At 63.9% G+C, this 21,531-nt stretch carries 15 protein-coding genes; 5 read left to right on the forward strand and 10 right to left on the reverse strand.

Features of this window, described 5'->3' with window-relative positions; translation table 11 throughout:
• Positions 1-164: 164 nt before the first annotated feature.
• The 3 genes from pepN to PSEST_RS09395 all read left to right on the forward strand — a co-directional run bounded on the left by pepN (position 165) and on the right by PSEST_RS09395 (position 6,603).
• Entirely contained in the window at positions 165-2,825 is a 2,661-nt protein-coding gene (pepN, locus tag PSEST_RS09385; protein ID WP_015276763.1) for an aminopeptidase N, read from the forward strand.
• 408 nt (positions 2,826-3,233) lie between these two features.
• Positions 3,234-4,232, forward strand: coding sequence for a WD40/YVTN/BNR-like repeat-containing protein (locus tag PSEST_RS09390; protein WP_041756588.1), 999 nt, complete (start codon positions 3,234-3,236; stop codon positions 4,230-4,232).
• A 16-nt stretch (positions 4,233-4,248) separates the two neighbouring features.
• Positions 4,249-6,603, forward strand: coding sequence for an efflux RND transporter permease subunit (locus tag PSEST_RS09395; RefSeq protein ID WP_015276765.1), 2,355 nt, complete (start codon positions 4,249-4,251; stop codon positions 6,601-6,603).
• A 73-nt stretch (positions 6,604-6,676) separates the two neighbouring features.
• On the opposite strand, the gene cobA is transcribed toward PSEST_RS09395, so the two are convergent.
• The 4 genes from cobA to nirB are packed head-to-tail and all read right to left on the reverse strand — an operon-like array spanning position 6,677 to position 12,992.
• On the reverse strand, positions 6,677-7,414 hold the full coding sequence (gene cobA / locus PSEST_RS09400) for a uroporphyrinogen-III C-methyltransferase (RefSeq protein WP_015276766.1): 738 nt from the start codon (positions 7,412-7,414) through the stop codon (positions 6,677-6,679).
• A 25-nt stretch (positions 7,415-7,439) separates the two neighbouring features.
• Positions 7,440-10,145, reverse strand: a complete 2,706-nt coding sequence (locus PSEST_RS09405) for a nitrate reductase (protein WP_015276767.1) — start codon at positions 10,143-10,145, stop codon at positions 7,440-7,442.
• Positions 10,146-10,187: 42 nt separating this feature from the next.
• The gene (gene nirD, locus PSEST_RS09410) at positions 10,188-10,517 is read right to left on the reverse strand and encodes a nitrite reductase small subunit NirD (protein ID WP_015276768.1); all 330 of its coding nucleotides are present in this window, start codon (positions 10,515-10,517) and stop codon (positions 10,188-10,190) included.
• A 24-nt stretch (positions 10,518-10,541) separates the two neighbouring features.
• The gene (gene nirB, locus PSEST_RS09415) at positions 10,542-12,992 is read right to left on the reverse strand and encodes a nitrite reductase large subunit NirB (protein ID WP_015276769.1); all 2,451 of its coding nucleotides are present in this window, start codon (positions 12,990-12,992) and stop codon (positions 10,542-10,544) included.
• A gap of 492 nt (positions 12,993-13,484) precedes the next feature.
• Between nirB and PSEST_RS09420 the strand changes: the two genes are divergently transcribed.
• Complete coding sequence (locus PSEST_RS09420) at positions 13,485-13,793, forward strand: hypothetical protein (protein WP_015276770.1); 309 nt, start codon at positions 13,485-13,487, stop codon at positions 13,791-13,793.
• Positions 13,794-13,796: 3 nt separating this feature from the next.
• Here the strand turns inward: PSEST_RS09420 and PSEST_RS09425 are convergent, their stop codons facing one another.
• Together PSEST_RS09425 and PSEST_RS09430 are read right to left on the reverse strand one after the other, a co-directional pair.
• Positions 13,797-15,470 carry a bifunctional protein-serine/threonine kinase/phosphatase gene (locus PSEST_RS09425; protein WP_015276771.1) on the reverse strand — a complete coding sequence of 558 codons (1,674 nt, stop codon included), beginning with the start codon at positions 15,468-15,470 and terminating at the stop codon, positions 13,797-13,799.
• A gap of 67 nt (positions 15,471-15,537) precedes the next feature.
• Positions 15,538-16,749: a nitrate/nitrite transporter gene (locus PSEST_RS09430; RefSeq protein WP_015276772.1), complete on the reverse strand. Its 1,212-nt coding sequence runs from the start codon at positions 16,747-16,749 to the stop codon at positions 15,538-15,540.
• Positions 16,750-17,112: 363 nt separating this feature from the next.
• On the opposite strand from PSEST_RS09430, the gene PSEST_RS09435 reads away from it, so the two are divergent.
• Positions 17,113-18,051 (forward strand): 1-phosphofructokinase family hexose kinase, encoded by a 939-nt coding sequence (locus PSEST_RS09435; protein ID WP_015276773.1) that lies wholly within the window; start codon positions 17,113-17,115, stop codon positions 18,049-18,051.
• Here the strand turns inward: PSEST_RS09435 and PSEST_RS09440 are convergent.
• The 4 genes from PSEST_RS09440 to PSEST_RS09455 all read right to left on the reverse strand — a co-directional run bounded on the left by PSEST_RS09440 (position 18,048) and on the right by PSEST_RS09455 (position 21,491).
• Positions 18,048-18,491, reverse strand: coding sequence for a thioesterase family protein (locus PSEST_RS09440; protein WP_015276774.1), 444 nt, complete (start codon positions 18,489-18,491; stop codon positions 18,048-18,050). The genes PSEST_RS09435 and PSEST_RS09440 overlap by 4 nt on opposite strands.
• A 163-nt stretch (positions 18,492-18,654) precedes the next feature.
• Entirely contained in the window at positions 18,655-19,374 is a 720-nt protein-coding gene (locus PSEST_RS09445; protein ID WP_015276775.1) for a hypothetical protein, read from the reverse strand.
• A gap of 303 nt (positions 19,375-19,677) precedes the next feature.
• Positions 19,678-20,256: an ANTAR domain-containing response regulator gene (locus PSEST_RS09450; RefSeq protein ID WP_015276776.1), complete on the reverse strand. Its 579-nt coding sequence runs from the start codon at positions 20,254-20,256 to the stop codon at positions 19,678-19,680.
• Between the two features lie 14 nt (positions 20,257-20,270).
• Positions 20,271-21,491: a CmpA/NrtA family ABC transporter substrate-binding protein gene (locus PSEST_RS09455; protein WP_015276777.1), complete on the reverse strand. Its 1,221-nt coding sequence runs from the start codon at positions 21,489-21,491 to the stop codon at positions 20,271-20,273.
• Positions 21,492-21,531: the final 40 nt, after the last annotated feature.

The following is a 21,531-nucleotide window of genomic DNA, read 5'->3' on the forward strand; positions in this document are numbered from 1 at the left end:
GAGCTGTCTGGCGATCGCGTGAAAAGGCTGCGCCGTTTCCACCCTACAAGTCCGCTGCGACAGACGCTAAGCTCGAACTCATCCGCAGCCCTGCGTCAGGGCTGCAATCCATCGCACATTTTCGCTTGAAGCTAGTTGCTTGAAGCTCAGCCGACGAGGTTTCCATGCGCACCGAACAACCGAAAGTCATTCATCTGAAGGATTACCAGGCTCCCGAGTACCTGATCGATGAAACCCACCTGACCTTCGAGCTGTACGAGGATCGCACCCTGGTGCACGCCCAGCTGGTGATGCGCCGCAACCCCGGGCGTCCCGCCGGCAAGCTGCCACCGCTGGACCTGCACGGGCAGGAACTCGAATTGCTGTCCATCGCGCTGAACGACCGCGAACTGGCTGCAGGCGACTACCAGCTCAGCGAAGACTGCCTGACCCTGCAGCCGGACAGTGACAGCTTCGTCATCGACAGCTCGGTGGTGATCCACCCGGAAAGCAACACCGCGCTGGAAGGGCTGTACAAATCCGGCAGCATGTTCTGCACCCAGTGCGAGGCCGAGGGCTTCCGCAAGATCACCTATTACCTCGATCGCCCGGACGTGATGAGCAAGTTCACCACCACCGTGAGCGCCGAGCAGAAGGCCTACCCGGTGCTGCTTTCCAACGGCAACCCGATCGCCAGCGGCAGCGAGGACAACGGTCGTCACTGGGCAACCTGGGAAGATCCGTTCAAGAAGCCGGCCTACCTGTTCGCCCTGGTTGCAGGTGACCTCTGGGCGATCGAAGACAGCTTCACCACCATGAGCGGGCGCGACGTGGCGCTGCGCATTTATGTCGAGCCGGAGAACGTCGACAAGTGCCAGCACGCCATGGACAGCCTGAAGAAGTCGATGAAGTGGGATGAAGAGGCCTACGGTCGCGAGTACGACCTGGACATCTTCATGATCGTCGCAGTCAACGACTTCAACATGGGCGCCATGGAGAACAAGGGCCTCAATATCTTCAACTCCAGTGCCGTACTGGCCCGTGCCGAAACCGCCACCGATGCCGCGCACCAACGGGTCGAGGCCATCGTCGCCCACGAGTATTTCCACAACTGGTCGGGCAACCGCGTGACCTGCCGCGACTGGTTCCAGCTGTCGCTCAAGGAAGGCTTCACCGTCTTCCGCGATTCGCAGTTCAGCGCCGACATGAACTCGGCGACGGTCAAGCGCGTCGAGGACGTCGCCTACCTGCGCACCCACCAGTTTGCCGAGGATGCCGGTCCCATGGCGCACTCGGTGCGCCCGGAATCCTTTATCGAGATTTCCAACTTCTACACCCTGACCGTCTACGAGAAGGGCGCTGAAGTGGTGCGCATGATCCAGACACTGCTGGGCGAAGAGGGCTTCCGCAAGGGCAGCGATCTCTACTTCGAACGGCATGACGGCCAGGCCGTGACCGTCGACGATTTCGTCAAGGCCATGGAGGACGCCAACGGCGCCGATCTGACCCAGTTCAAGCGCTGGTACAGCCAGTCCGGCACGCCGCGCCTGGCTGTCAGCGAGCAATACGACGAGGCGGCGAAGACCTACAGTCTGACCTTCCGCCAGAGCTGTCCGCCAACGCCGGGCCAGCCGACCAAAGAGCCCTTCGTGATTCCGGTGAAGCTGGGGCTGCTGGCTGCCGATGGTTCGGACATGCCGCTGCGTCTGGACGGTGAAGCCACTGCCGTCGGGACCAGCCGCGTGCTGGCGGTGACCGAGGCCGAGCAGACTTTCACTTTCGTCGACGTCGCCGAGCGCCCGCAGCCATCGCTGCTGCGTGGCTTCTCTGCGCCGGTGAAGCTGGATTACCCGTACAGCCGCGACCAGCTGATGTTCCTCATGCAGCATGATTCCGATGGCTTTAATCGCTGGGAAGCGGGGCAGCAGTTGTCGGTGCAGGTGCTGCAGGAGCTGATCGTTCAGCATCAGCGTGGTGAAGCGCTGGCGATGGATGAGCGCCTGGTCGAGGCGCTACGCAGCCTGTTGCAAAACGAGACGCTCGATGCAGCCATGGTTGCCGAAATGCTTTCGTTGCCGGGCGAGGCCTATCTGACCGAAATCAGCGAAGTGGCGGACGTCGATGCCATCCACGCTGCACGCGAGTTCGCCCGCAAGCGCATCGCCGATGCGCTGTTCGAGCCGCTCTGGCAGCGCTACCAGGCCAATCGCGAAACCTCACGCAACACCGCGTATTTCGCTTCGGCCGAACATTTCGCCCGTCGCGCGCTGCAGAACATCGCCCTGTCGTACCTGATGCTGAGCGAGAAAGCAGAGGTCGTCGCAGCCTGTCTGGAGCAGTTCGAGCAGGCCGACAACATGACCGAGCGCCTGACCGCGCTCGCCGTGCTGGTCAACTCGCCATTCGAAGCGGAGCGCGACAAGGCGCTGCAGACGTTCGCCGAGCACTTCAAGGACAACCCGCTGGTGATGGATCAGTGGTTCAGCGTACAGGCCGGCAGCCCGTTGCCCGGCGGCCTGGAGCGCGTGCAGACGCTGATGCAGCACTCGGCGTTCACGCTGAAGAATCCGAACAAGGTGCGCGCGCTGATCGGTGCCTTTGCCAACCAGAACCTGGTCAACTTCCACCGCGCCGATGGTGCGGGCTACCGCTTCCTTGCCGATCAGGTGATCACCCTCAACGCCCTGAACCCGCAGATCGCCTCGCGCCTGCTGGCGCCGCTGACCCGCTGGCGCAAGTACGACAGCGCGCGCCAGGCGCTGATGAAGGGCGAGCTGGAGCGCATCCTTGCTTCCGGCGAGCTTTCCAGCGACGTCTACGAAGTGGTGAGCAAGAGCCTCGCCTGATTCACCTGGGCCGATCGTGCAATGCGATCGGCCTTTCTCTGACTCGAGCCTGTTGCCGGGCTGCTGTCCCCGAAAACCACCTTCTGCATATCGTGACCATGCGCCGGCACTCCGCGTCCGATCGTCACTTCGACGTCGACTCAGCCAGCCGCCATACTGGCCACTGGCCCAATCAGCCTGGGTGATCACGCGTCAATCATTGCGTGAGAGTTAACAATTCATAACGTCCGGCCAATTGTGCCTGTCTGGGTAAGCTGGCTAGGATGGCTGAGCCTGCACTACAGGCCTTACCTAATAAGAATAAAGGGGGTATGTATGAGTGAGCCCGTTCTGCGGCGCACACTATCCGGCCGCGCCAAGGTTGCAAACCAGGCGAGGGCGTCGCGTTTTCACTCATCGGTTGCCGGCATGCTTTCGCTATGCGGCACGTTTTCGCTCCTGCTGCTCGCGGCATCGGCGCCCGCTCAGGCCGCTACCGATGGCCAGACTCGCTATTCGATCGAGTCGGCCAAGGCCGCATCCAATCTTCTGCTCGATATCACGCAGGCCGGTGACCGTATCGTTGCGGCGGGTGATCGAGGCCACATTCTCTACTCCGACGACGAAGGCACCAGCTGGACCCAGGCCAAGGTGCCGACCCGTCAGCTGCTGACTGCCATCGACTTCATCGATGCCAAGCATGGCTGGGCGGTTGGACACGACGCGCTGGTACTGGCTACTGCCGATGGCGGTGAAAGCTGGGCGGTGCAGTACGAGGAACGCGAGCGCGAGGCGCCGCTGCTGGACGTCTGGTTCGAAGATACCCAACACGGCATCGCCGTCGGCGCCTATGGTGCGCTGATCGAAACCATCGATGGCGGCCAGAGCTGGGATGACATCAGCGAGCGGCTCGACAACGAAGACGGCTTCCACCTCAACGCCATCACCCATATCGAAGGCTCCGGCCTGTTCGTGGTCGGCGAAATGGGCGGCATGTTCCGCTCCGCCGATATGGGCGAGACCTGGGAACGAGTCGATTCGCCCTATAAGGGTTCGTTCTTCGGCGTAGTGGGCGGCTCGGAGCCAGGCGTGGTGATCGCCTTCGGCCTGCGCGGCCACCTGTTCCGTTCCACTGATTTCGGCGATAGCTGGCAGGCCATCGAGCTCAGCAACGGCAACGGCCAGGCGCTGGAGTCAGGTCTGGCCGATGGCAGCCTGCTGCGCGATGGTCGCATCGCGGTGGTCGGCCACGGCGGTGCCGTGCTCACCAGCGATGATCAGGGCCGCAGCTTCAAACTCGTCAACCGTCCCGACCGCCGTTCGCTGTCGGGCGTTACCTCCGATTCCCAAGGCAACCTGATCCTGGTAGGGCAGGGCGGTGTTCGCATCGCCTCGCCATCGGGCGCGGATCTGGCCCCAAAACAATAAAGCCGGGAGAGTCTGCATGACCAAGCACCAACAGAAGCCGGCGTCGTTCCTTGAGCGCCTGATCTTCAACAACCGGCCGGCAGTCGTCGTGCTCTGCCTGCTGATCAGCGCGTTTCTCTTCTATCAGGCGGCGCAGGTCCGACCGCAGACCAGCTTCGAGAAGATGATTCCGCTGGCGCATCCGTACATCCAGAAGATGCTCGAGCACCAGAACGACCTGGCCAACCTCGGCAACACCGTACGGATTTCCGTGGAAGCGGTGGAGGGCGACATCTTCTCCAAGGAGTACATGGAGACGCTGCGGCAGATCCATGACGAAGTCTTCTACATCCATGGTGTCGACCGCTCCAACATGAAGTCGCTGTGGAGCCCGAGCGTGCGCTGGACCGAGGTCACCGAGGAAGGCTTCGCCGGCGGCGAAGTGATCCCGCAGACCTATGATGGCTCGCCCGAAAGCCTGGATGACCTGCGCGACAACATTCTCAAATCCGGGCAGATCGGCCGTCTGGTGGCGAACAACTTCAAGTCGAGCATCATCGACGTGCCGCTGCTCGAGTCCTACCCGGACCCGGAAGACCAGAGCCGGCAGATCAAGCTGGACTACCAGAAATTCTCCCACGAGCTGGAAGAAAAGATCCGCGAGAAGTACCAGGCGCAGAACCCGAATGTGAAGGTGCATATCATCGGCTTCGCCAAGAAGGTCGGTGATCTGATCGACGGGCTGGTCGGTGTGGCGCTGTTCTTCATCGTCGCCATCGGCATCACCTTCGTCCTGCTGCTGTGGTTCACCCGTTGCCTGAAGAGCACCATCGCGGTGTTGATCACCACGCTGATCGCCGTGACCTGGCAGCTCGGCCTGTTGCACACGCTGGGCTTCGGGCTCGATCCGTACTCGATGCTGGTACCGTTCCTGGTCTTCGCCATCGGTATTTCCCACGGCGTGCAGAAGATCAACGGCATCGCCATGGCCTCCGGCTACACCGAAGACCCGGTGACGGCGGCGCGCATGGCATTCCGTCAGCTGTTCATCCCCGGCATGGTGGCGTTGCTGTCGGATGCGGTGGGTTTCGTAACCCTGCTGCTGATCGATATCGGCGTGATCCGCGAGCTGGCCATCGGCGCTTCGCTGGGCGTGGCGGTCATCATCCTGACCAACCTGATCCTGCTGCCGGTGGCGATTTCCTATATGGGCATCAGCCAGCGGGCGATCAAGCAGGCCCGCGAAGAAGCCTCGCGTGATCATCCGTTCTGGCGCGCGCTGTCGAACTTCGCCAGTCCGAAGGTGGCGCCGATCTCCATCACCATCGCGGTGGTCGCGCTGGCCGGTGGCCTCTGGTACGGCCAGAACCTGAAGATCGGCGACCTCGATCAGGGTGCACCGGAACTGCATCCGGATTCGCGCTACAACCTGGACAACGACTTCGTCATCCGCAATTACTCGACCAGCTCCGACGTACTGGTGGTGATGGTCAAGACGGCGCCGGAAGGCTGTTCGCACTACGACACGCTCGCCGCCATGGACGAGCTGATGTGGAAGATGCAGAACACTGAGGGCGTACAGTCGGCGGTGTCGATGGTCTCGGTGGCGCGCCAAGGCATCAAGGGCATGAACGAGGGCAGCCTGAAATGGGAAACGCTGTCGCGTAACCCGCATGTGTTGAACAACTCCATCGCCCGCGCCGAAGGCATGTACAACAGTGACTGCTCGCTGGCGCCGGTACTGGTGTTCCTCAACGACCACAAGGCGGAGACGCTGGAGCACGTGGTCGCCGCGGCGAAGGATTTCGCCGAGGAAAACAACCGCGAAGGTCTGGAGTTCGTCCTGGCCGCGGGTAACGCCGGTATCGAGGCGGCCACCAACGAGGTCATCGCCGCGTCGGAAACCACCATGCTGATCGCGGTCTACCTGGCCGTGAGCATCATGTGCCTGCTGACCTTCCGCTCGCTGGCGGCCACGCTCTGCGTGATCCTGCCGCTGGTGCTGACCTCGATCCTCGGCAACGCACTGATGGCCTTCATGGGCGTCGGCGTCAAGGTGGCCACGCTGCCGGTGATCGCGCTGGGCGTGGGTATCGGTGTGGACTACGGCATCTACATCTACAGCCGTCTGGAATCCTTCCTGCGCCAGGGCATGACCCTGCAGGAAGCCTACTACCAGACCCTGAAATCCACCGGCAAGGCGGTGATCTTCACCGGCGTGTGCCTGGCGATCGGCGTAGTGACCTGGGTGTTCTCGGCGATCAAGTTCCAGGCCGACATGGGCATGATGCTGACCTTCATGTTCCTCTGGAACATGGTCGGCGCGATCTGGCTGCTGCCGGCCCTGGCGCGCTTCCTGATCAAGCCGGAGAAGCTGCGTCAGAAGGCGTGATGTTCATGCAGTAACGAAAACGCGGCCCTAGAGCCGCGTTTTTTTATGGCGGATCGTGATGGGTCGGCTGAGATCAGGCGCTCTGGCTTATGGCTTCCATCGCCGTCTGTGCGGCAACTTCGCCGATCACCAGAATGGCCGGACTCTTCAGCTTGAAGGTCGATGCATCGCGGCACATGGCGGCCAGGCTCGAACGGCATTCGCGTTGCTGCGGCAGTGAAGCGTTCTCGATCATCGCCACTGGTGTACCGGCGGAAAGTCCGCCCTCCAACAGCCCGGCCTGCACCTGTTCCAGCTTGCTCACACCCATGTACACCACCAGCGTGGTGCCGCTTTTGGCCAGCGCCTGCCATTCCGGACTGCTGTCGTCGAGCGTGTGCGCTGTTACCAGGGTGACGCCGCGGGCGACGCCGCGCTGGGTCAGCGAGATGCCGCATTGCGTGGCGCCGGCCAGGCCGGCGGTGATGCCGTTCACCAGCTCGACCTCGATCCCGCGTGCCGACAACCATTCGGCTTCTTCGCCACCGCGGCCGAAGATGCACGGATCGCCACCCTTGAGGCGCACCACGCACTTGCCCTGGCGGGCGTAACGCAGCATCAGACGGTGGATGAAGGCTTGCGGTGTGGAGCGGCAGCCGCCGCGCTTGCCCACCGGGATGATGCGAGCGTTCGGGCAGTGTTCGAGCACGGCGGGGTTGACCAGATCATCAATCATCACCACCTGTGCCTCGCCCAACGCGCGCACGGCCTTGAGGGTCAGCAGTTCCGGGTCGCCAGGGCCGGCGCCTACCAGCCAGACTTTTGCGCTCATGGGGTAATCCTCGTCTTGGTCGGTATCAGGAAATTGCGCGTTCCGGCTGGCTGGCCAGCAGGCGCTTGATTTCGGGGACGCAGGAGCCGCAGCTGGTGCCGCAACCCAGCTCCTGCTTCAGTCCTGCGAGGTCGAGCCCGCGCTCGATGCCTGCGCGGACCTTGCTCTGGCTGACGTTCATGCAGTTACACAGAGTGCGGTTGGTGCTGATGGTCGCGCCGCCAGGTGGCGCGCTGAGTGGAGCCAGCAGCCAGCGACGCAGTTCGGCGTCAGCGCTGCCGCTTTCCCAGAGTCCGCGCAGCCACTGCCGGGCGGCGGTTTCGCCGGCCAGACGCAACGCGACGATACGGCCTTCCTCGATGCGTACGCGCTTGCCGACTGCACGACGCGGGTCGTCATAGGCCAGCACCGGGCCTTCGTCGAGGCCGAGCAGGCTGTCGATGGCGTCCAGCTCGGCGGTGGTTGGCGCGGCGTCCCGGGCGGCGCGGATCAGCAAGGCCGAGCGCTCGCGCCCGCCGAGGCTGAAACTGGCGTAGTCGAAGGTTTCGAACAATGGCCGCAGCGCCTCGAAGCGTCGCTGCACATCGCCTTCAACCAGCGCAAAGAACTGCCAGGGCAATTCGACCTGTTCGACTTCGATGCCGGCGTGCTTGAGTTCCGGCTGCTTCGACAGCGGATCGACGCTGGCCAGAGTCAGTACGTTGCTGCCCAGCCCCTTGAGAAAGCGATCGCCCCAGTGCATCGGCAGGAAGGCCTGGCCGGCACGCAGGCTGTCGTCCTTCTGCACCGGCAGGATCAGGCTGCCGCGACGGCTTTTCACCGTCACCAACTGGCCGTCCAGCAGACGCCGGCGGCGCATGTCCTCAGCGTTCATGCCGAGCAGTGCTTCCTCGACATGACCGAACAGCCGCGCCGCGGTGCCTGTGCGGCTCATGCCGTGCCATTGGTCGCGCAGCCGGCCGGTATTTAGCGTCAGCGGATAGCGCGCCTCGCGCTTTTCCTTCGGCGCCTGATAATGCTCGGCGATAAAACGCGCGCGGCCATTGGCAGTGGGGAACACACCGTCGCCATACAGCTGCGCTGTGCCCTGTTCGCTGCCCGGCGGGAATGGCCACTGCTGCGGACCTAGGGTATCGATCAGTGCATAGCTCAGGCCGCTGTAGTCCAGATCGCGACCGGCAGTGAGCGGCTTGTACTCTTCGAACAGCGCTTCGGCATTCTCGAAGGCAAACAGGCTCGGCGCACCGGGGCGCAGGTGGCGTTCCAGGCGCCGGGCGAAATCACAGGTGATCGCCCAGTCCGCACGGGCTTCGCCGGGCGCCGGTACGGCGCGGCGTACATGGCTGATGCGGCGTTCGGAGTTGGTCACCGTGCCTTCCTTCTCGCCCCAGCTCGCGGCCGGCAGCAGAAGGTCGGCGTGGCGGCAGGTTTCGGTGGTAAAGAAGGCTTCCTGCACCACGACGAAGGGGCAGTTGGCCAGGGCCTCATGGACTTTCTGCTGGTCCGGCAGCGACTGGGCCGGGTTGGTGCAGGCGATCCATAGCGCCTTGATCTTGCCTGCGCGCACGGCCTCGAACAGCTCGATGGCGGACAGTCCAGGCTGCTTGGGTAGCTGCTCGATACCCCAATAGTGCGCCACTTCGGCGCGGTGTTCGGCATTGGTTGCGTCGCGGTGGCCGGGCAGCAGATTGGACAGGCTGCCGGTTTCGCGGCCGCCCATGGCGTTCGGTTGACCGGTCAGCGAGAAGGGCCCTGCGCCCGGCTTGCCGATCTGTCCGGTGGCCAGGTGCAGGTTGATCAGCGCACTGTTCTTCGCGCTGCCGGCGGTGGATTGATTCAGCCCCATGCACCACAGGGAGAGAAAAGCTGGAGCGCTTCCAATCAGCCGTGCACAGGTCTGCAGATCATCTACAGAGATGCCACAGAGTTCGGCGACCATCGCTGGGGTGTAATCGCGCACCAGACTTTTCAGCGCATCGAAGCCTTCGGTATGGCCATCGATGAAGCGGCGGTCGATCCAGCCTTCCCACATGAGGATATGCAGCAGCCCGTGGAACAGCGCGACATCGGTGCCGGGCAGGATCGGCAGGTGCAGGTCGGCCAGCTCGCTGGTGTCGGTGCGCCGCGGGTCGACGACGATGATGGTCATCTCCGGTCGCTTCGCCTTGGCTTCTTCCAGGCGGCGGAACAGCACCGGATGCGCGTAGGCCATGTTGCTGCCGGCGATCAGCAGGCAGTCGGCCAGCTCGATGTCCTCGTAGGAGCAGGGCGGGGCGTCGGCGCCCAGGCTGCGCTTGTAGCCGACCACCGCCGAGGACATGCATAGCCGCGAATTGGAATCCAGGTTGTTGGTGCCGACCAGTGCGCGGGCCATTTTGTTGAAGGCGTAGTAGTCCTCGGTCAGCAGCTGGCCGGAGACGTAGAAGGCGACGCTATCCGGGCCGTGCTCGCGGATGGTCTCGGCGAATACGCTGGCCGCATGCTCCAGGGCACTGTCCCAGTCGGTACGGCTGCGCGCCAGGCCCTTGCCCAGACGCAGCTCGGGGTAGAGCGCGCGAGCGTCCAGATCGCCGGTCAGGTGCAACGTCGAGCCCTTGCTGCACAGCTTGCCGAAGTTGGCCGGATGGCTGGGGTCGCCGGCCACATCGAGGATGCGCTCGCCGTCGTGCTCGATCAGCACGCCACATCCGACACCGCAGTAGCAGCAGGTCGAGGCGGTTGTCATACGCATGCGTCGTCTCCTGGGAAAAGGTGCTGGTCAACTGCGGTGTGTTCAGGCCGCGCATTCCTTGCGCTGGTTAAGCGAAAGCTGCACGCGCCCGTTCTCGACGCGCGCCTCGTGGCGATGGGCGCAGCCGACGTCCGGGGCCAAGGCCTCGCCGCTGGCCAGGTCGATCTGCCAGTTGTGCAGCGGACAGGCGACCTGCTTGCCGTAGACGATCCCCTGCGACAGCGGGCCGCCCTTGTGTGGGCAGCGGTCGTCGAGCGCAAAGACCTGATCGTCCGAAGTGCGGAAGATCGCGATGTCGCCCTTGGGGCCGGCGATGATGCGCGAGCCGAGCGGGTTGATTTCATCCAGTGCGCAGATATCGAGCCAGTTCATGCGGTGTCTCTCCAGATCAGGTTCTCAGGCGTTTTCCAGCTGCTTGACGGCGATGCGGTCGAATTCCTTCTTCAGCTGCGGCTTGGAGAGCTGCTCCTGCCACGGGTCCTGCTCGAAGGAAAGCGAGAACAGCAGTCGCTGGTGCAGGGCCTTGCGTCGCTCGGCGTCGTTCAACACGGCCTTCTTGATGTGATCCATGCCGACGCGCTGCATGTAGTGCACGGTGCGCTCGAGGTAGAAGGCTTCCTCGCGGTAGAGCTGGAGGAACGCCAGGCTGTATTCCATGACCTCCTCGGCTGTCTTCACCTTGACGAAGAACTCGCCGGCCTCGGTCTTGATGCCGCCGTTGCCGCCGATGTACAGCTCCCAGCCGGAGTCCACGCCGATGATGCCGACGTCCTTGATGCCGGATTCGGCGCAGTTGCGCGGGCAGCCGGAAACGGCCAGCTTGACCTTGTGCGGCGACCACATGTTGAACAGCGCGTGTTCCAGATCGATGCCCATCTGCGTCGAGTTCTGCGTGCCGAAACGGCAGAATTCGCTGCCGACACAGGTCTTCACGGTACGGATGGATTTGCCGTAGGCGTGGCCGGAAGGCATATCCAGGTCTTTCCAGACACCCGGCAGGTCTTCCTTCCTGATGCCCAGCAGGTCGATGCGCTGGCCGCCGGTAACCTTGACCATCGGCACCTGATACTTGTCCGCCACGTCGGCGATGCGCCGCAGCTCGGCGGCATTGGTGACGCCGCCCCACATGCGGGGAATGACCGAGTAGGTGCCGTCCTTCTGGATGTTGGCGTGGGCGCGCTCGTTGATGAAGCGCGACTGCGGGTCGTCCTTGGCTTCGCCCGGCCAGGTGGAGATCAGGTAGTAGTTCAGCGCCGGGCGGCAGGTGGCGCAGCCGTTCGGCGTGCGCCATTCCATGAAGGCCATGGCCGCCGGAATGCTGGTCAGGTGGTGCTCGCGAATGGCCTTGCGCACCTGGCCGTGGTTGAGGTCGCTGCAGCCGCAGATGGCCTTCTCGCTCTTCGGCTTGACGTCGGCGGCGCCGCCGACGGTATTGATCAGAATCTGTTCGACCAGCCCGGCACAGGAGCCGCAGGAACTGGCGGCCTTGGTGTGCTTTTTCACCTCGTCCACCGAGAACAGCCCGTGTTCCTGGATCGCCTTGACGATGGTGCCTTTGCACACACCGTTACAGCCGCAGACTTCCATGTCGTCCGGCATCGACATGGCCTTGCTCTGGCCCTGGTGGCCTGCGTCGCCTATGGCGCCTTCGCCAAACATCAAATGGTCGCGGATCTGGCCCACGTTCTGGCCCTCGCGCACCTGGCGGAAGTACCAGCCGCCGTCGGCGGTGTCGCCGTACAGGCAGGCGCCGACCAGCACGTCGTCCTTGATCACCAGTTTCTTGTAGACGCCGCCGATGGGGTCGGAGAGGGTGATGGTCTCGGTGCCGTCGCCGCCGATGAAATCGCCGGCCGAGAACAGATCGATGCCGGTGACCTTTAGCTTGGTCGAAGTCACCGAGCCGAGATAGCGGGAGAAGCCGAGCATGGCCAGGTGATTGGCGCAGACCTTGGCCTGTTCGAACAGCGGCGCGACCAGGCCATAGGCCGTGCCGCGATGGTTGGCGCATTCGCCGACGGCATAGATGCGCGGGTCGTAGGTCTGCAGGGTGTCGTTGACCAGAATGCCGCGATTGCACGGGATGCCGGCCTGTTCGGCCAGTTCGCTGTTGGGGCGGATGCCGGCGGCCATCACCACCAGGTCGGCGGGGACCACCTCACCGTCCTTGAACTTGACCGCGCAGACCCGGCCTTCGCCGTTGTCGAGCAGTTCGGCGGTGTGCTTGGGCAGGAGAAACTTCAGGCCACGGCTTTCCAGCGCGCTCTGCAGCAGGGTGCCGGCGGTCTTGTCCAGCTGGCGTTCCATCAGCCAGTCACCGATGTGCACCACGGTGACGTCCATGCCGCGCAGCTTGAGGCCATTGGCCGCCTCCAGGCCAAGCAGGCCGCCGCCGATGACCACCGCGTGTTTGTGGGTCTTGGCGGTTTCCATCATCACCTGGGTGTCGGCAATGTCGCGGTAGCCGATCACACCCTGCAGGTCCTTGCCAGGAATGGGCAGAATGAACGGGTTGGAGCCGGTGGCGATGAGTAGGCGGTCGTATTCCGCCTCGCTGCCGTCGTCGGCGATCACCCGGCGTTTGACCCGGTCAATCTTCACCACCTTGCAGTTGAGCTTGAGGTGGATGTCGTTCTCGGCGTACCAGTTGAGGTCGTTGAGCACGATCTCTTCGAACTGTTGTTCGCCGGCCAGCACGGGGGAGAGCAGGATGCGGTTGTAGTTGGGATGCGGCTCGGCGCCGAACACCGTGATGTCATAGAGCTCGTTGGTGAGCTTGAGCAGTTCCTCAAGGGTCCGCACGCCGGCCATGCCGTTGCCGATCATTACCAGTTTGAGTTTCTTCATGCCCGTTCTCCGTGCCAGTCGACAGCTGCCGTCCGGCCTGCTCTAAATTTTTCAACAACAAAAAAGGCGTCCCACCGGTTACCCAGTGAGGACGCCTTTGTCCGTGTCCCGCTCTGTCGGGAAACCTGGCCGCTCCACGTTGAGGGTCAGGTCGTAATGATTCTTCGATATTTCACATTGCAGAGGCTGTGCCAACTTTCCAATACGTCATTTTTCAATGGGTTGGAGCTTCCCTGCGCGTGGCTCAGAGGTTGATCGTTGCACTGATATGCAGCGGCTTGCGCCGTGGTGGTGCGAGTTGCGCCTGTTGTTGGTCCTTAAAAGGCCGTTGACATGCTGCGACCAGCTTTCTAAAGTTTCGCCCATGCGCCGATTTAGTCAGCTACTTGCGGGGCGCCTGGAGCCGATGGCTTCGAAATACCGCTAAAGCGCTGGTTCCGGTGTCGCCTCCCACCGCTGCCCAGCGGAATCCTCGAGGCGGAAGTTGAATCAATGAACGCAAAGCACGCCCAGTTGCGCCTGGCCCCGATCACCAGCGGCCTGCACCCCAGCAATCCGAAAATCCTCCTTGGCGGCACTCACCAGCCGTCCCTGTTGCGCTACCTCGAAGGTTGGCCGCGACGCCATCGCAAATCCCGCGCCCTGCTTATCCAGTTCGCCACGGCCGACGAGTCGCTGGCGCGTTTCGCCACTGACAGCTTTGACCTTGCGGTGATTCAGGCGCCAACCGCCGAGCGCCTGGAAGAATGCGTGCGCGAGCTGACCCGAGTGGCGCGCCAGGGGCTGATTACCCGGCGCTGACCATCACGCGTTTTTTATCAGCAACACGACCAGCAGCAGGTTGAGCAGCAGCGACAGTAATGCCATGCCGCGCCAGACCTTCAGCGGCTCACGTTCGAGCAGCGGGCGTGGCCGCAGGCTGGCGCTTCGCTGTTCGCCCTGTTCCAGTTCCAGCAGCCATTGTTCGGCGGTCTCGAAGCGCTGCCGTGGCTCTGCCGCCACCGCGCGGCCAAGGCTTTCCTCCAGCCAGGTAGGCACGTCCGGGCGATAGCGGCTGGCCGGTGTCGGGTTGCCGAAGCGCGGGCGCTGGAAGGCTTCGATCTCGCCGTAGGGGTAGTGCCCGGTCAGCAGGTAATAGAGCGTCACGCCGGTCGCGTAGAGATCCTGCGCAGCACTGGGTTCTGCGCCCGTGAACGCCTCCGGGGCAATGAAACTCGGGGTGCCGGGCAGGTGATTGGGCAGGTCGCGGGACAGCCCAGGACAGAACGCCAGGCCGAAATCCAGGATGCGCAGCTCGCCGTCCTCGCCCAGCAGCAGGTTCTCCGGCTTGATGTCGCGGTGCAGAATGTTGCGCCGATGCAGCATGCCTACCGCGCGGATCAGCCTTGATGCGATCTGCAGCAGATCGGTCAGGGGCAGCGGGCCGTCCCGTTCAAGGTGCTGGGCCAGTGTCCTTCCGGCATATTCGCGCTGCACGTAGTACAGGTGCTGGCGCTGCGGAAGGGGATGCAGTTCGGCGAAATTGCGCCCGGCTACCCGACGCATGAACCACTCCTCCTGCAGCAATGCCGGCCCGGCGTCCGACTCGTCCTGTCGGCTGGGTGGCAGCGTCTTCAGCAGCCACGGTTGGCCCTGGCCATCGAGCACGCGGTAGATCAGTGATTGTCGCGACTCGTGCAGCAGCTCAATTACCTGCCAGCCTTCGAACAGTTGACCGGGTCGCAGCTTTGGCGGCAGCGGCCAGTGATCGAGCTGGGCGAGGGCGTCGGCCAGCACCGCTTCGGGCAGCGTTTCTACGCGCAGCAGCAATGCACTGGCGTTGTCCTGGCTGCCGCTCTGGTGCGCCAGATTGACCAGCGCCCGTGCTGCGGCGCCGAGGTCAGGCTGATCGTGCAGGATATGCGCGATGTCGCGCTCGGGGACGCACGACCAGACGCCGTCGCTCAGCAGCAGGTAGCTGTCGCCTTCCTGCAGCTCGCCGTCGAGGTAGTCCACCACCAGATGCTGATCCAGGCCCATGGCACGCTTGAGCACATGCTGCATGCCCGACTGTTCCCAGACATGGTCTTCGCTGAGCCGCTCGAGCTGGGAGCCGTTCCAGCGGTAGGCTCGGCAATCGCCGACGTGGGCCAGGGTGAAGCGTCGCCCGCGCAGGACCAGCGCGGTCAGCGTGGTCAATAGCGGCTGACTTCCGCCGTTGGCCTGTAGCCAGCGGTTATGTGCGACCAGCACGCGGTCCAGCGATTGCGCGACGGCCCAGGTTTCGGGCGTTGCGTAGTAGTCGAAGGCCAGCGCCTGCAAGGTCGCCCGTGCAGCCAGGCCGCCATCGGCGCACTGGCTGACGCCATCGGCCAGCGCGAACAGATAGCCCTTGCCGGTGGCCAGCCCGGGTGCCGGGGTGACGATGCGTATTGCGTCCTGGTTTTCCGGGCGCGGGCCGGCGGCGCTGGCCTCGCCATAGCTCAATCGCAGGGGCATGGTCGTTCTCGAATGACGGCGTACTGCAGCAGAGCAATATTCGCGCCCTGCAGGATCTGCGTGGGCATCACACCCGCGCCGCGGTTACCGCAGCCGAGCCCCAGGTAGTGCGCCAGCGACGCTTGACCCCATGCAGGCCGAACCAGGCGAGCACGCCGAGGCTGGCGAACAACCAGAGGCCGATTTGGTAGTCACCGGTCGATTGTTTGACTGCGCCAAGCCCGGCGGTGAGCAGAAAGCCACCGATACCGCCGGCCATGCCGACCAGTCCGGTCATCACGCCGATTTCCTTGTTGAAACGCTGCGGCACCAGCTGGAACACCGCTCCATTGCCGGCACCGAGGCTGAGCATGGCGACCACGAACAGTGCCAGGGCTGCTGTGGAACTCGGCAGGTTGAAGCCCACCGCAGCGATGCAGAATGCCGCGACGGTGTACATCACCAGCAGCGCGCGGATGCCGCCGATGCGGTCGGCCAGTGCGCCGCCGAGCGGGCGCAGCAGGCTGCCGGCGAAGACGCAGGCAGCGGTGTAGTAGCCGGCCTTGACCGGGTCGAAGGCGTACTGGTCGTGGAAATAGCCGGGCAGGGTGCTGGCCAGGCCGAGAAAGCCGCCAAAGGTCACGCTGTAGAAGAACATGAACCACCAGCTGTCGCGGTCGCCCAGTGCCTTCATGTAATCGGCCAGCGACTTCGGCGCCGGGCGGTTGGGCGCATTCTTCGCCACGCTGGCGAAGATGATCAGGGTGAGCACCAGCGGAATCAGCGCCAGGCCGAAGACGTTATTCCATCCGAAGATGGCCGCCAACACCGGCGCGAACAAGGCCGCCAGCACGGTGCCGGAATTGCCGGCCCCGGCGATGCCCATCGCCTTGCCCTGGTGCTCTGCCGGATACCACTGCGAGGCCAGCGGCAGCGCCACGGCAAAGGATGCGCCGGCCATGCCGAGGAACAGGCCGAGCAGCAAAGCCTGCTCGTAGCTGTGGATGCCATGTAGCCAGGCGACGAACAGCGCGACGATGACGACGCTCTGGCCAAACAGCCCGGCGGTTTTCGGCGACGTGCGATCCGCCAGGATGCCCAGCGCGAGACGTAGTACGGCACCGGCGAGGATCGGCGTGGCGACCATGAAGGCGCGTTGCTGGGTGGTCAGGCCGAGATCGGCGGCGATCTGCACGCCCAGCGGGCCGAGGACGTACCAGACCATGAAACTCAGGTCGAAGTAGAGGAAGGAGGCAAACAGGGTCGGCGCGTGGCCGGCTTTCCAGAAACTCGTACTCATTGGATCGGCTCCAGGGCGTTCATAGTGCGGCGTTGGCCGCCAGGGCTGCTCGTACCGCCCCGTCGTCGAGGCGGAAAACAAAAAGGCGTCGCAGCACGCCTGCCGGAGCAGGAGTGGTGCGACGCCTTTGTCGTGTTGCGCAGACCGCCGTTGGCCTGCCTGAAGGGGATCTAGCATCTAGCGTGCCAGCCGGTGGAGGCCCCGCGTTATGCGGGCTACGCCTTGCTTGCAGCGAGTCACTGCCGGGAAACGCACAAAGACCGAGCAAGTGCGGGCCAAATCAGGGCAAGCTCCGCCGCATTGCAAGAAACCCTGCCGCTGCGGTTGCTGTTAGGCTTGGCTGCAATTGCCATGGAGTAAGCGATGCCCCTGATTGCGACCCTGACCCTCAACCCCGCGATGGACCTCTCCGTCAGCACTGCTCGGGTGATCAGCACCGAGAAGTTGCGTTGCTCGCTGCCGCGTCACGATCCGGGTGGCGGCGGAATCAACGTGGCGCGCGTGGTGAAAACGCTGGGCGGCAAGGCGGTGGCCGTCTACCCGGCGGGCGGTCCTTTCGGCGATCTGCTGCAACGTTCGCTGGATGAGTTGGGCCTGGTGCATCGGCCGGTGCCGATTGCTGGCGACACCCGCGAGAGCTTCACTGTCGATGAGCTGGCCTCAGGCCTGCAGTACCGCTTCGTGCTACCCGGCCCGACGCTGTCCGCGCAGGAGTTGCAACAGTGCCTCGACAGCCTGGCGGCGCTGCGCCCGGCGCCGGCCTATGTGGTGCTGAGCGGCAGCTTTCCACCCGGCGCCGACCTTGGTTTTTTCGATGAGCTACTGGCGTTGGCACGACGTATCGGCGCTCGCCTGGTTGTTGATCTGTCCGGCGAGCCCCTGCGTCATGCGGCCCGGCAAGGCGGCGTGTATCTGATGAAGCCGAGCCTTGACGAGCTCGGAACCCTGATGGGCCGCACCGTCAGCGCTGAAGCCGAGCAGGAACAAGCACTGCGCAGCCTGATCAGGCAGGGCTGTGCGGAGGTCATCGTGCTGTCGCTTGGTGCCGATGGGGCGCTGTATGCCTATGGCGACCAGGTAGGCCGCCTGCGCACGCCGGAAGTGCCGGTCGCCAGCGCGGTGGGTGCGGGTGACAGCATGCTCGGAGCCATTGTGCTAGCGATGGCCGACGGACGTTCGATTCCTGAGGCGGTGTGCCAGGGGATTGCCGCTGGCGCAGCGACGGTGATGCGCCCAGGCACCGAGCTATGCCACCGCGAGGATGTCCAGCGCCTGCTGCAGCTGATGGAAAGCGCGCACTAATCGAGCCGGTTAACCCGCGGAAACTTCGCCGCAAAGGCTTCGGGCATGGCGACCACACGGCTTTGGGAGTAGTCGTAGAAGACGAAGCCGGACTTGGCCATGGCGATCAGCGTGCCGTCGGCAGGGCGAGTGATGCGGAAGATGATATCGCCGCCGTACTTGTTGAAGTCCATCACGCCAACCTCGAACAGCAGCGCGTCACGGGCATGGGCCTCGGCTTTATAAGTCGTGGCCAGGTCGGTGACGATGATCCCGGCACCGTCCTGGCGGGTTTCGGCCACGCCGTAGGCAAATAGAAAGCGCGCCCGCGCCTCGGAAATCATAGAGATCATCGAATCGTTGGCCAGATGGTTGCCGGCGTTGATGTCGGTGATGCGTACGGTGAGCTGGGTGGAAAAACAGTACTGGTCTTCCGGGAACTGCAGGTTCAGGCGCGCCATGGGTCGCTCGGTTATTGATCGAAGGCGCGCATTCTAGCGTTGTGTCACTCCACTGGGCAGATCGGCCCTGGTGGGCGCTGGCTTGACCGCGAACGGACTGGCACTCGCGTGAGTTTGCCGAGCGCTTCCCCTGGGAACTTCAAACATGACTGCTCGGACTTGGTCACGCTCCTCTGGGCAAGCCGGGCTGCGCCTGTGCAACGCTGTGCTGCAGGCGCTGCTGGATCCGTTGCAGTCGTGCATCGATCAAGGGTGTGACCAGTGCGAAGCATTCGGGTGGGCTCAGCCGCGGTTGGGCTGAGTGGACAACGCTGCGCTCCAGCTTGCCCACCAGACGCTTGAGCTCCATGTCCACACCGCTGCCGACACGGCGACAGAGCCCTTCCAGGCGCCCTTGCAAGGCCGGCGTGCAGCCGCCCTGCAGCGATGCGATCACGCATAGGCCGCGCAGGCGCGCCACCTCTTCCAGCTCGCGGCATGCTTGAGCGATCCGTGCGCCCTCGTGGTTCAGCGATGCTCGCTGCGCAAGGCTATCTATAACGGTTTCGATCAGAACACCGTGGCTTTCGAAGTCCGTTGGCGTCTCACGCAGGGCCAGCCAGGCCTCGCTTATCGAGTAGGCGTCGGGCAAAGCGGCGCGTTGTTGCAATCGCTGCGTCAGGTTGGCCGCGAGGGCAGAGCGCAGAGTGACCGCGGCCACATCGGAGAGCGCGCCCAGCCCCCGATGCTGCTGCAGCAGACGCAGGATCTCCAGATCCTCTTGAATGGCCAGCAGGCGCAGGCTTGCAACGCGCCGGGAATGTTGGGCGCTGGCGATGCCGTTCAGGTAGTGACCCAGCAACAGCAGGGCACAGGCGATCGCCAAGGTCGCGGTAATGGTCATTCTGCAAGTCCCTTGTCTACGGGTACGGCACGGCGGCGCGTGCAACAAAAAAGGCGTCCAAACCGGCATGCGGCTGCATGCGGTCAAGGGACGCCTTCGTCTTAGCCAGACACCTTCGTTGGGTCGGCCAATGGCATCTAGCAAGTCGCTTGCCAGCCGGCCAATGCCAGCACCTTTTCCGCTGGACTCCACATCGTTACGGTTGCTGGCGCTGCGGCCGTCCTGCGATCCAAATCCTGAGGGCTGCGGATGTGCGCGCCGACGGTGCGCTGGACCTCGCTACCGCACCGCTGGCGGGCAGGGTTACTGCCCGAGGAGTTCATTCATGGCGATGATCTGTTCGGCGACCTGGATCAGTTTCTGTTGCCGGCTCATCGCCTGGCGGCGCATCAGCGTATAGGCCTCTTCCTCCTTGCAATCGCGCATCTTCATCAGCATGCCCTTGGCCAGTTCGATGCGTTTGCGTTCCGCCAATTGCTGCTCGCGGGCCTGGAGTTGTGCCCGCATCGCCTGGTCGGTCTCGAAGCGGGCCATGGCCACATCGAGGATTGGTTTCAGCCGCTGGGCCTGGATACCTTCGACGATATAGGCGCTGACACCGGCGCGGATTGCCTGGCGCATGGCGCCCGGATCGCTATCGTCGGTGAACATGACGATCGGCCGTGGCTGGTCGCGACTTACCAGTACCACCTGTTCGAGTACGTCGCGGCCGGGTGAGTCGGTGTCGATCAGCACCACGTCCGGGCGGATCGCCTCGACTCGTTCGGGCAGGTCTATGCTCAGGCCGGACTCAGCGATGACTTCGAAGCCAGCCTCGATCAGCGCGCTCTTCAGACGGCCGATCTTTCGCGGGGTATCGTCGATCAGCAGGATGCGCAACATACCGGTCTCCCTCCTCAAAGCGCGGCCGCCACGGTCTGATCGGCCATGGCGTGCAGGGCGAAGCTGCGTGCGTAGGCCGCCGGGTCGCTGCCGTCCCAAGTCGTGCCGTCCATGAGCGTGGCGCTTCGTAGCGGCGACTGCGGCACCGGCATACCGAGCGCTTCGGCAGCCTGGCGATACAGGTCGGCCTGCTGAACCTGCTGTGCAATCTCCAGGTAGTTCGGGTCCTGACGCAGCAGGCCCCAGCGCCGCAGCTGGGTCATGAACCACAGGCCGTCTGACAGATAAGGCATGTTTGCCGCACCGTCGGCGAAGAAACGCAGTGGATGCATGTCGGTCCAGGCGTTGCCCAGCCCGTCGTCATACGCGCCGAGAAAGCGCGACTCGATGGCCGCGAGCGGAGCGTCGACGTACTCGCGCCCGGCGATCAGCTGTGCCGTGCTGCGGCGGTTTTCCAAGCTCTGGTCGATGAAACGGCTCGCCTCCAGTATTGCCATCACCAGCGCGCGGGCCGTGTTGGGGTACTGCTCGACGAAAGTCCGGGTGCAACCGAGCACCTTCTCCGGGTGGTCGGGCCAGATCGATTGGCTGGTCGCCAGGGTGAAACCGACACCTTCGGCGATCGCCTGGGCGCCCCATGGCTCGCCGGCGCAGAAACCATCGATGCGTCCCGCCCGCAGGTTCGCCACCATTTGCGAGGGTGGCAGCACAAGCGTTCGCACATCTTGCAGGGGGTGGATGCCATTGGCGGCTAGCCAGTAGTACAGCCAGAGCGCATGGGTGCCGGTGGGAAAGGTATGCGCGAGCGTCAGGCGCGCACCGCTTTGGCGCACGCCGTTGCGCAACGCCTCGGGATTGGTCACGCCGGCTGCCTTCAGCGAGGCAGACAGGCTGATGCTTTGTCCGTTCTGCGCCAGCCCCATGAGCACCGCCATGTCCACCGCGGGGCTGCCGCCGATTCCCAGGTGTACGGCGTAGATCAGTCCGTACAACCCGTGCGCAGCATCCAGTTCGCCACCGACCAGCTTGTCGCGCAGGGCCGACCAGGAACTCTGGCGCTGCAGGTTCAGCGTCAGGCCGAACGGCTGGGCGAAGCCCTGAGTGGCCGCGACGATCAGCGATGCAGCATCGGTGAGCGGCAGAAAGCCCAGATTGACCGAGCTCTTTTCCGGTGCGTCGCTGCCGGCAACCCAGGCCAGTGCGTCGTGGCGGTGCGGCGAGAAGGGGTCCGTCATGCTGTGTTGGCCTTTTCGATTGCGAAGCGCGCGGTAAATG

The sequence above is a fragment of the Stutzerimonas stutzeri RCH2 genome (assembly GCF_000327065.1).
GTDB lineage: Bacteria > Pseudomonadota > Gammaproteobacteria > Pseudomonadales > Pseudomonadaceae > Stutzerimonas > Stutzerimonas stutzeri_AE.

What these genes read in the sequence shown, in the direction of transcription:
- nirD (WP_015276768.1), bottom strand. Translation starts at nt 10,517, where the DNA reads ATGAACTGGCTCGATATCTGCGCACTGGATGAAATCAACCCGCTCGGC.
- nirB (WP_015276769.1), bottom strand. Translation starts at nt 12,992, where the DNA reads ATGAAGAAACTCAAACTGGTAATGATCGGCAACGGCATGGCCGGCGTG.
- PSEST_RS09455 (WP_015276777.1), bottom strand. Translation starts at nt 21,491, where the DNA reads ATGACGGACCCCTTCTCGCCGCACCGCCACGACGCACTGGCCTGGGTT.
- PSEST_RS09405 (WP_015276767.1), bottom strand. Translation starts at nt 10,145, where the DNA reads ATGCGTATGACAACCGCCTCGACCTGCTGCTACTGCGGTGTCGGATGT.
- PSEST_RS09450 (WP_015276776.1), bottom strand. Translation starts at nt 20,256, where the DNA reads ATGTTGCGCATCCTGCTGATCGACGATACCCCGCGAAAGATCGGCCGT.
- PSEST_RS09440 (WP_015276774.1), bottom strand. Translation starts at nt 18,491, where the DNA reads ATGGCGCGCCTGAACCTGCAGTTCCCGGAAGACCAGTACTGTTTTTCC.
- PSEST_RS09425 (WP_015276771.1), bottom strand. Translation starts at nt 15,470, where the DNA reads ATGCCCCTGCGATTGAGCTATGGCGAGGCCAGCGCCGCCGGCCCGCGC.
- PSEST_RS09430 (WP_015276772.1), bottom strand. Translation starts at nt 16,749, where the DNA reads ATGAGTACGAGTTTCTGGAAAGCCGGCCACGCGCCGACCCTGTTTGCC.
- cobA (WP_015276766.1), bottom strand. Translation starts at nt 7,414, where the DNA reads ATGAGCGCAAAAGTCTGGCTGGTAGGCGCCGGCCCTGGCGACCCGGAA.
- PSEST_RS09435 (WP_015276773.1), top strand. Translation starts at nt 17,113, where the DNA reads ATGCCCCTGATTGCGACCCTGACCCTCAACCCCGCGATGGACCTCTCC.
- pepN (WP_015276763.1), top strand. Translation starts at nt 165, where the DNA reads ATGCGCACCGAACAACCGAAAGTCATTCATCTGAAGGATTACCAGGCT.
- PSEST_RS09395 (WP_015276765.1), top strand. Translation starts at nt 4,249, where the DNA reads ATGACCAAGCACCAACAGAAGCCGGCGTCGTTCCTTGAGCGCCTGATC.
- PSEST_RS09420 (WP_015276770.1), top strand. Translation starts at nt 13,485, where the DNA reads ATGAACGCAAAGCACGCCCAGTTGCGCCTGGCCCCGATCACCAGCGGC.
- PSEST_RS09390 (WP_041756588.1), top strand. Translation starts at nt 3,234, where the DNA reads ATGCTTTCGCTATGCGGCACGTTTTCGCTCCTGCTGCTCGCGGCATCG.
- PSEST_RS09445 (WP_015276775.1), bottom strand. Translation starts at nt 19,374, where the DNA reads ATGACCATTACCGCGACCTTGGCGATCGCCTGTGCCCTGCTGTTGCTG.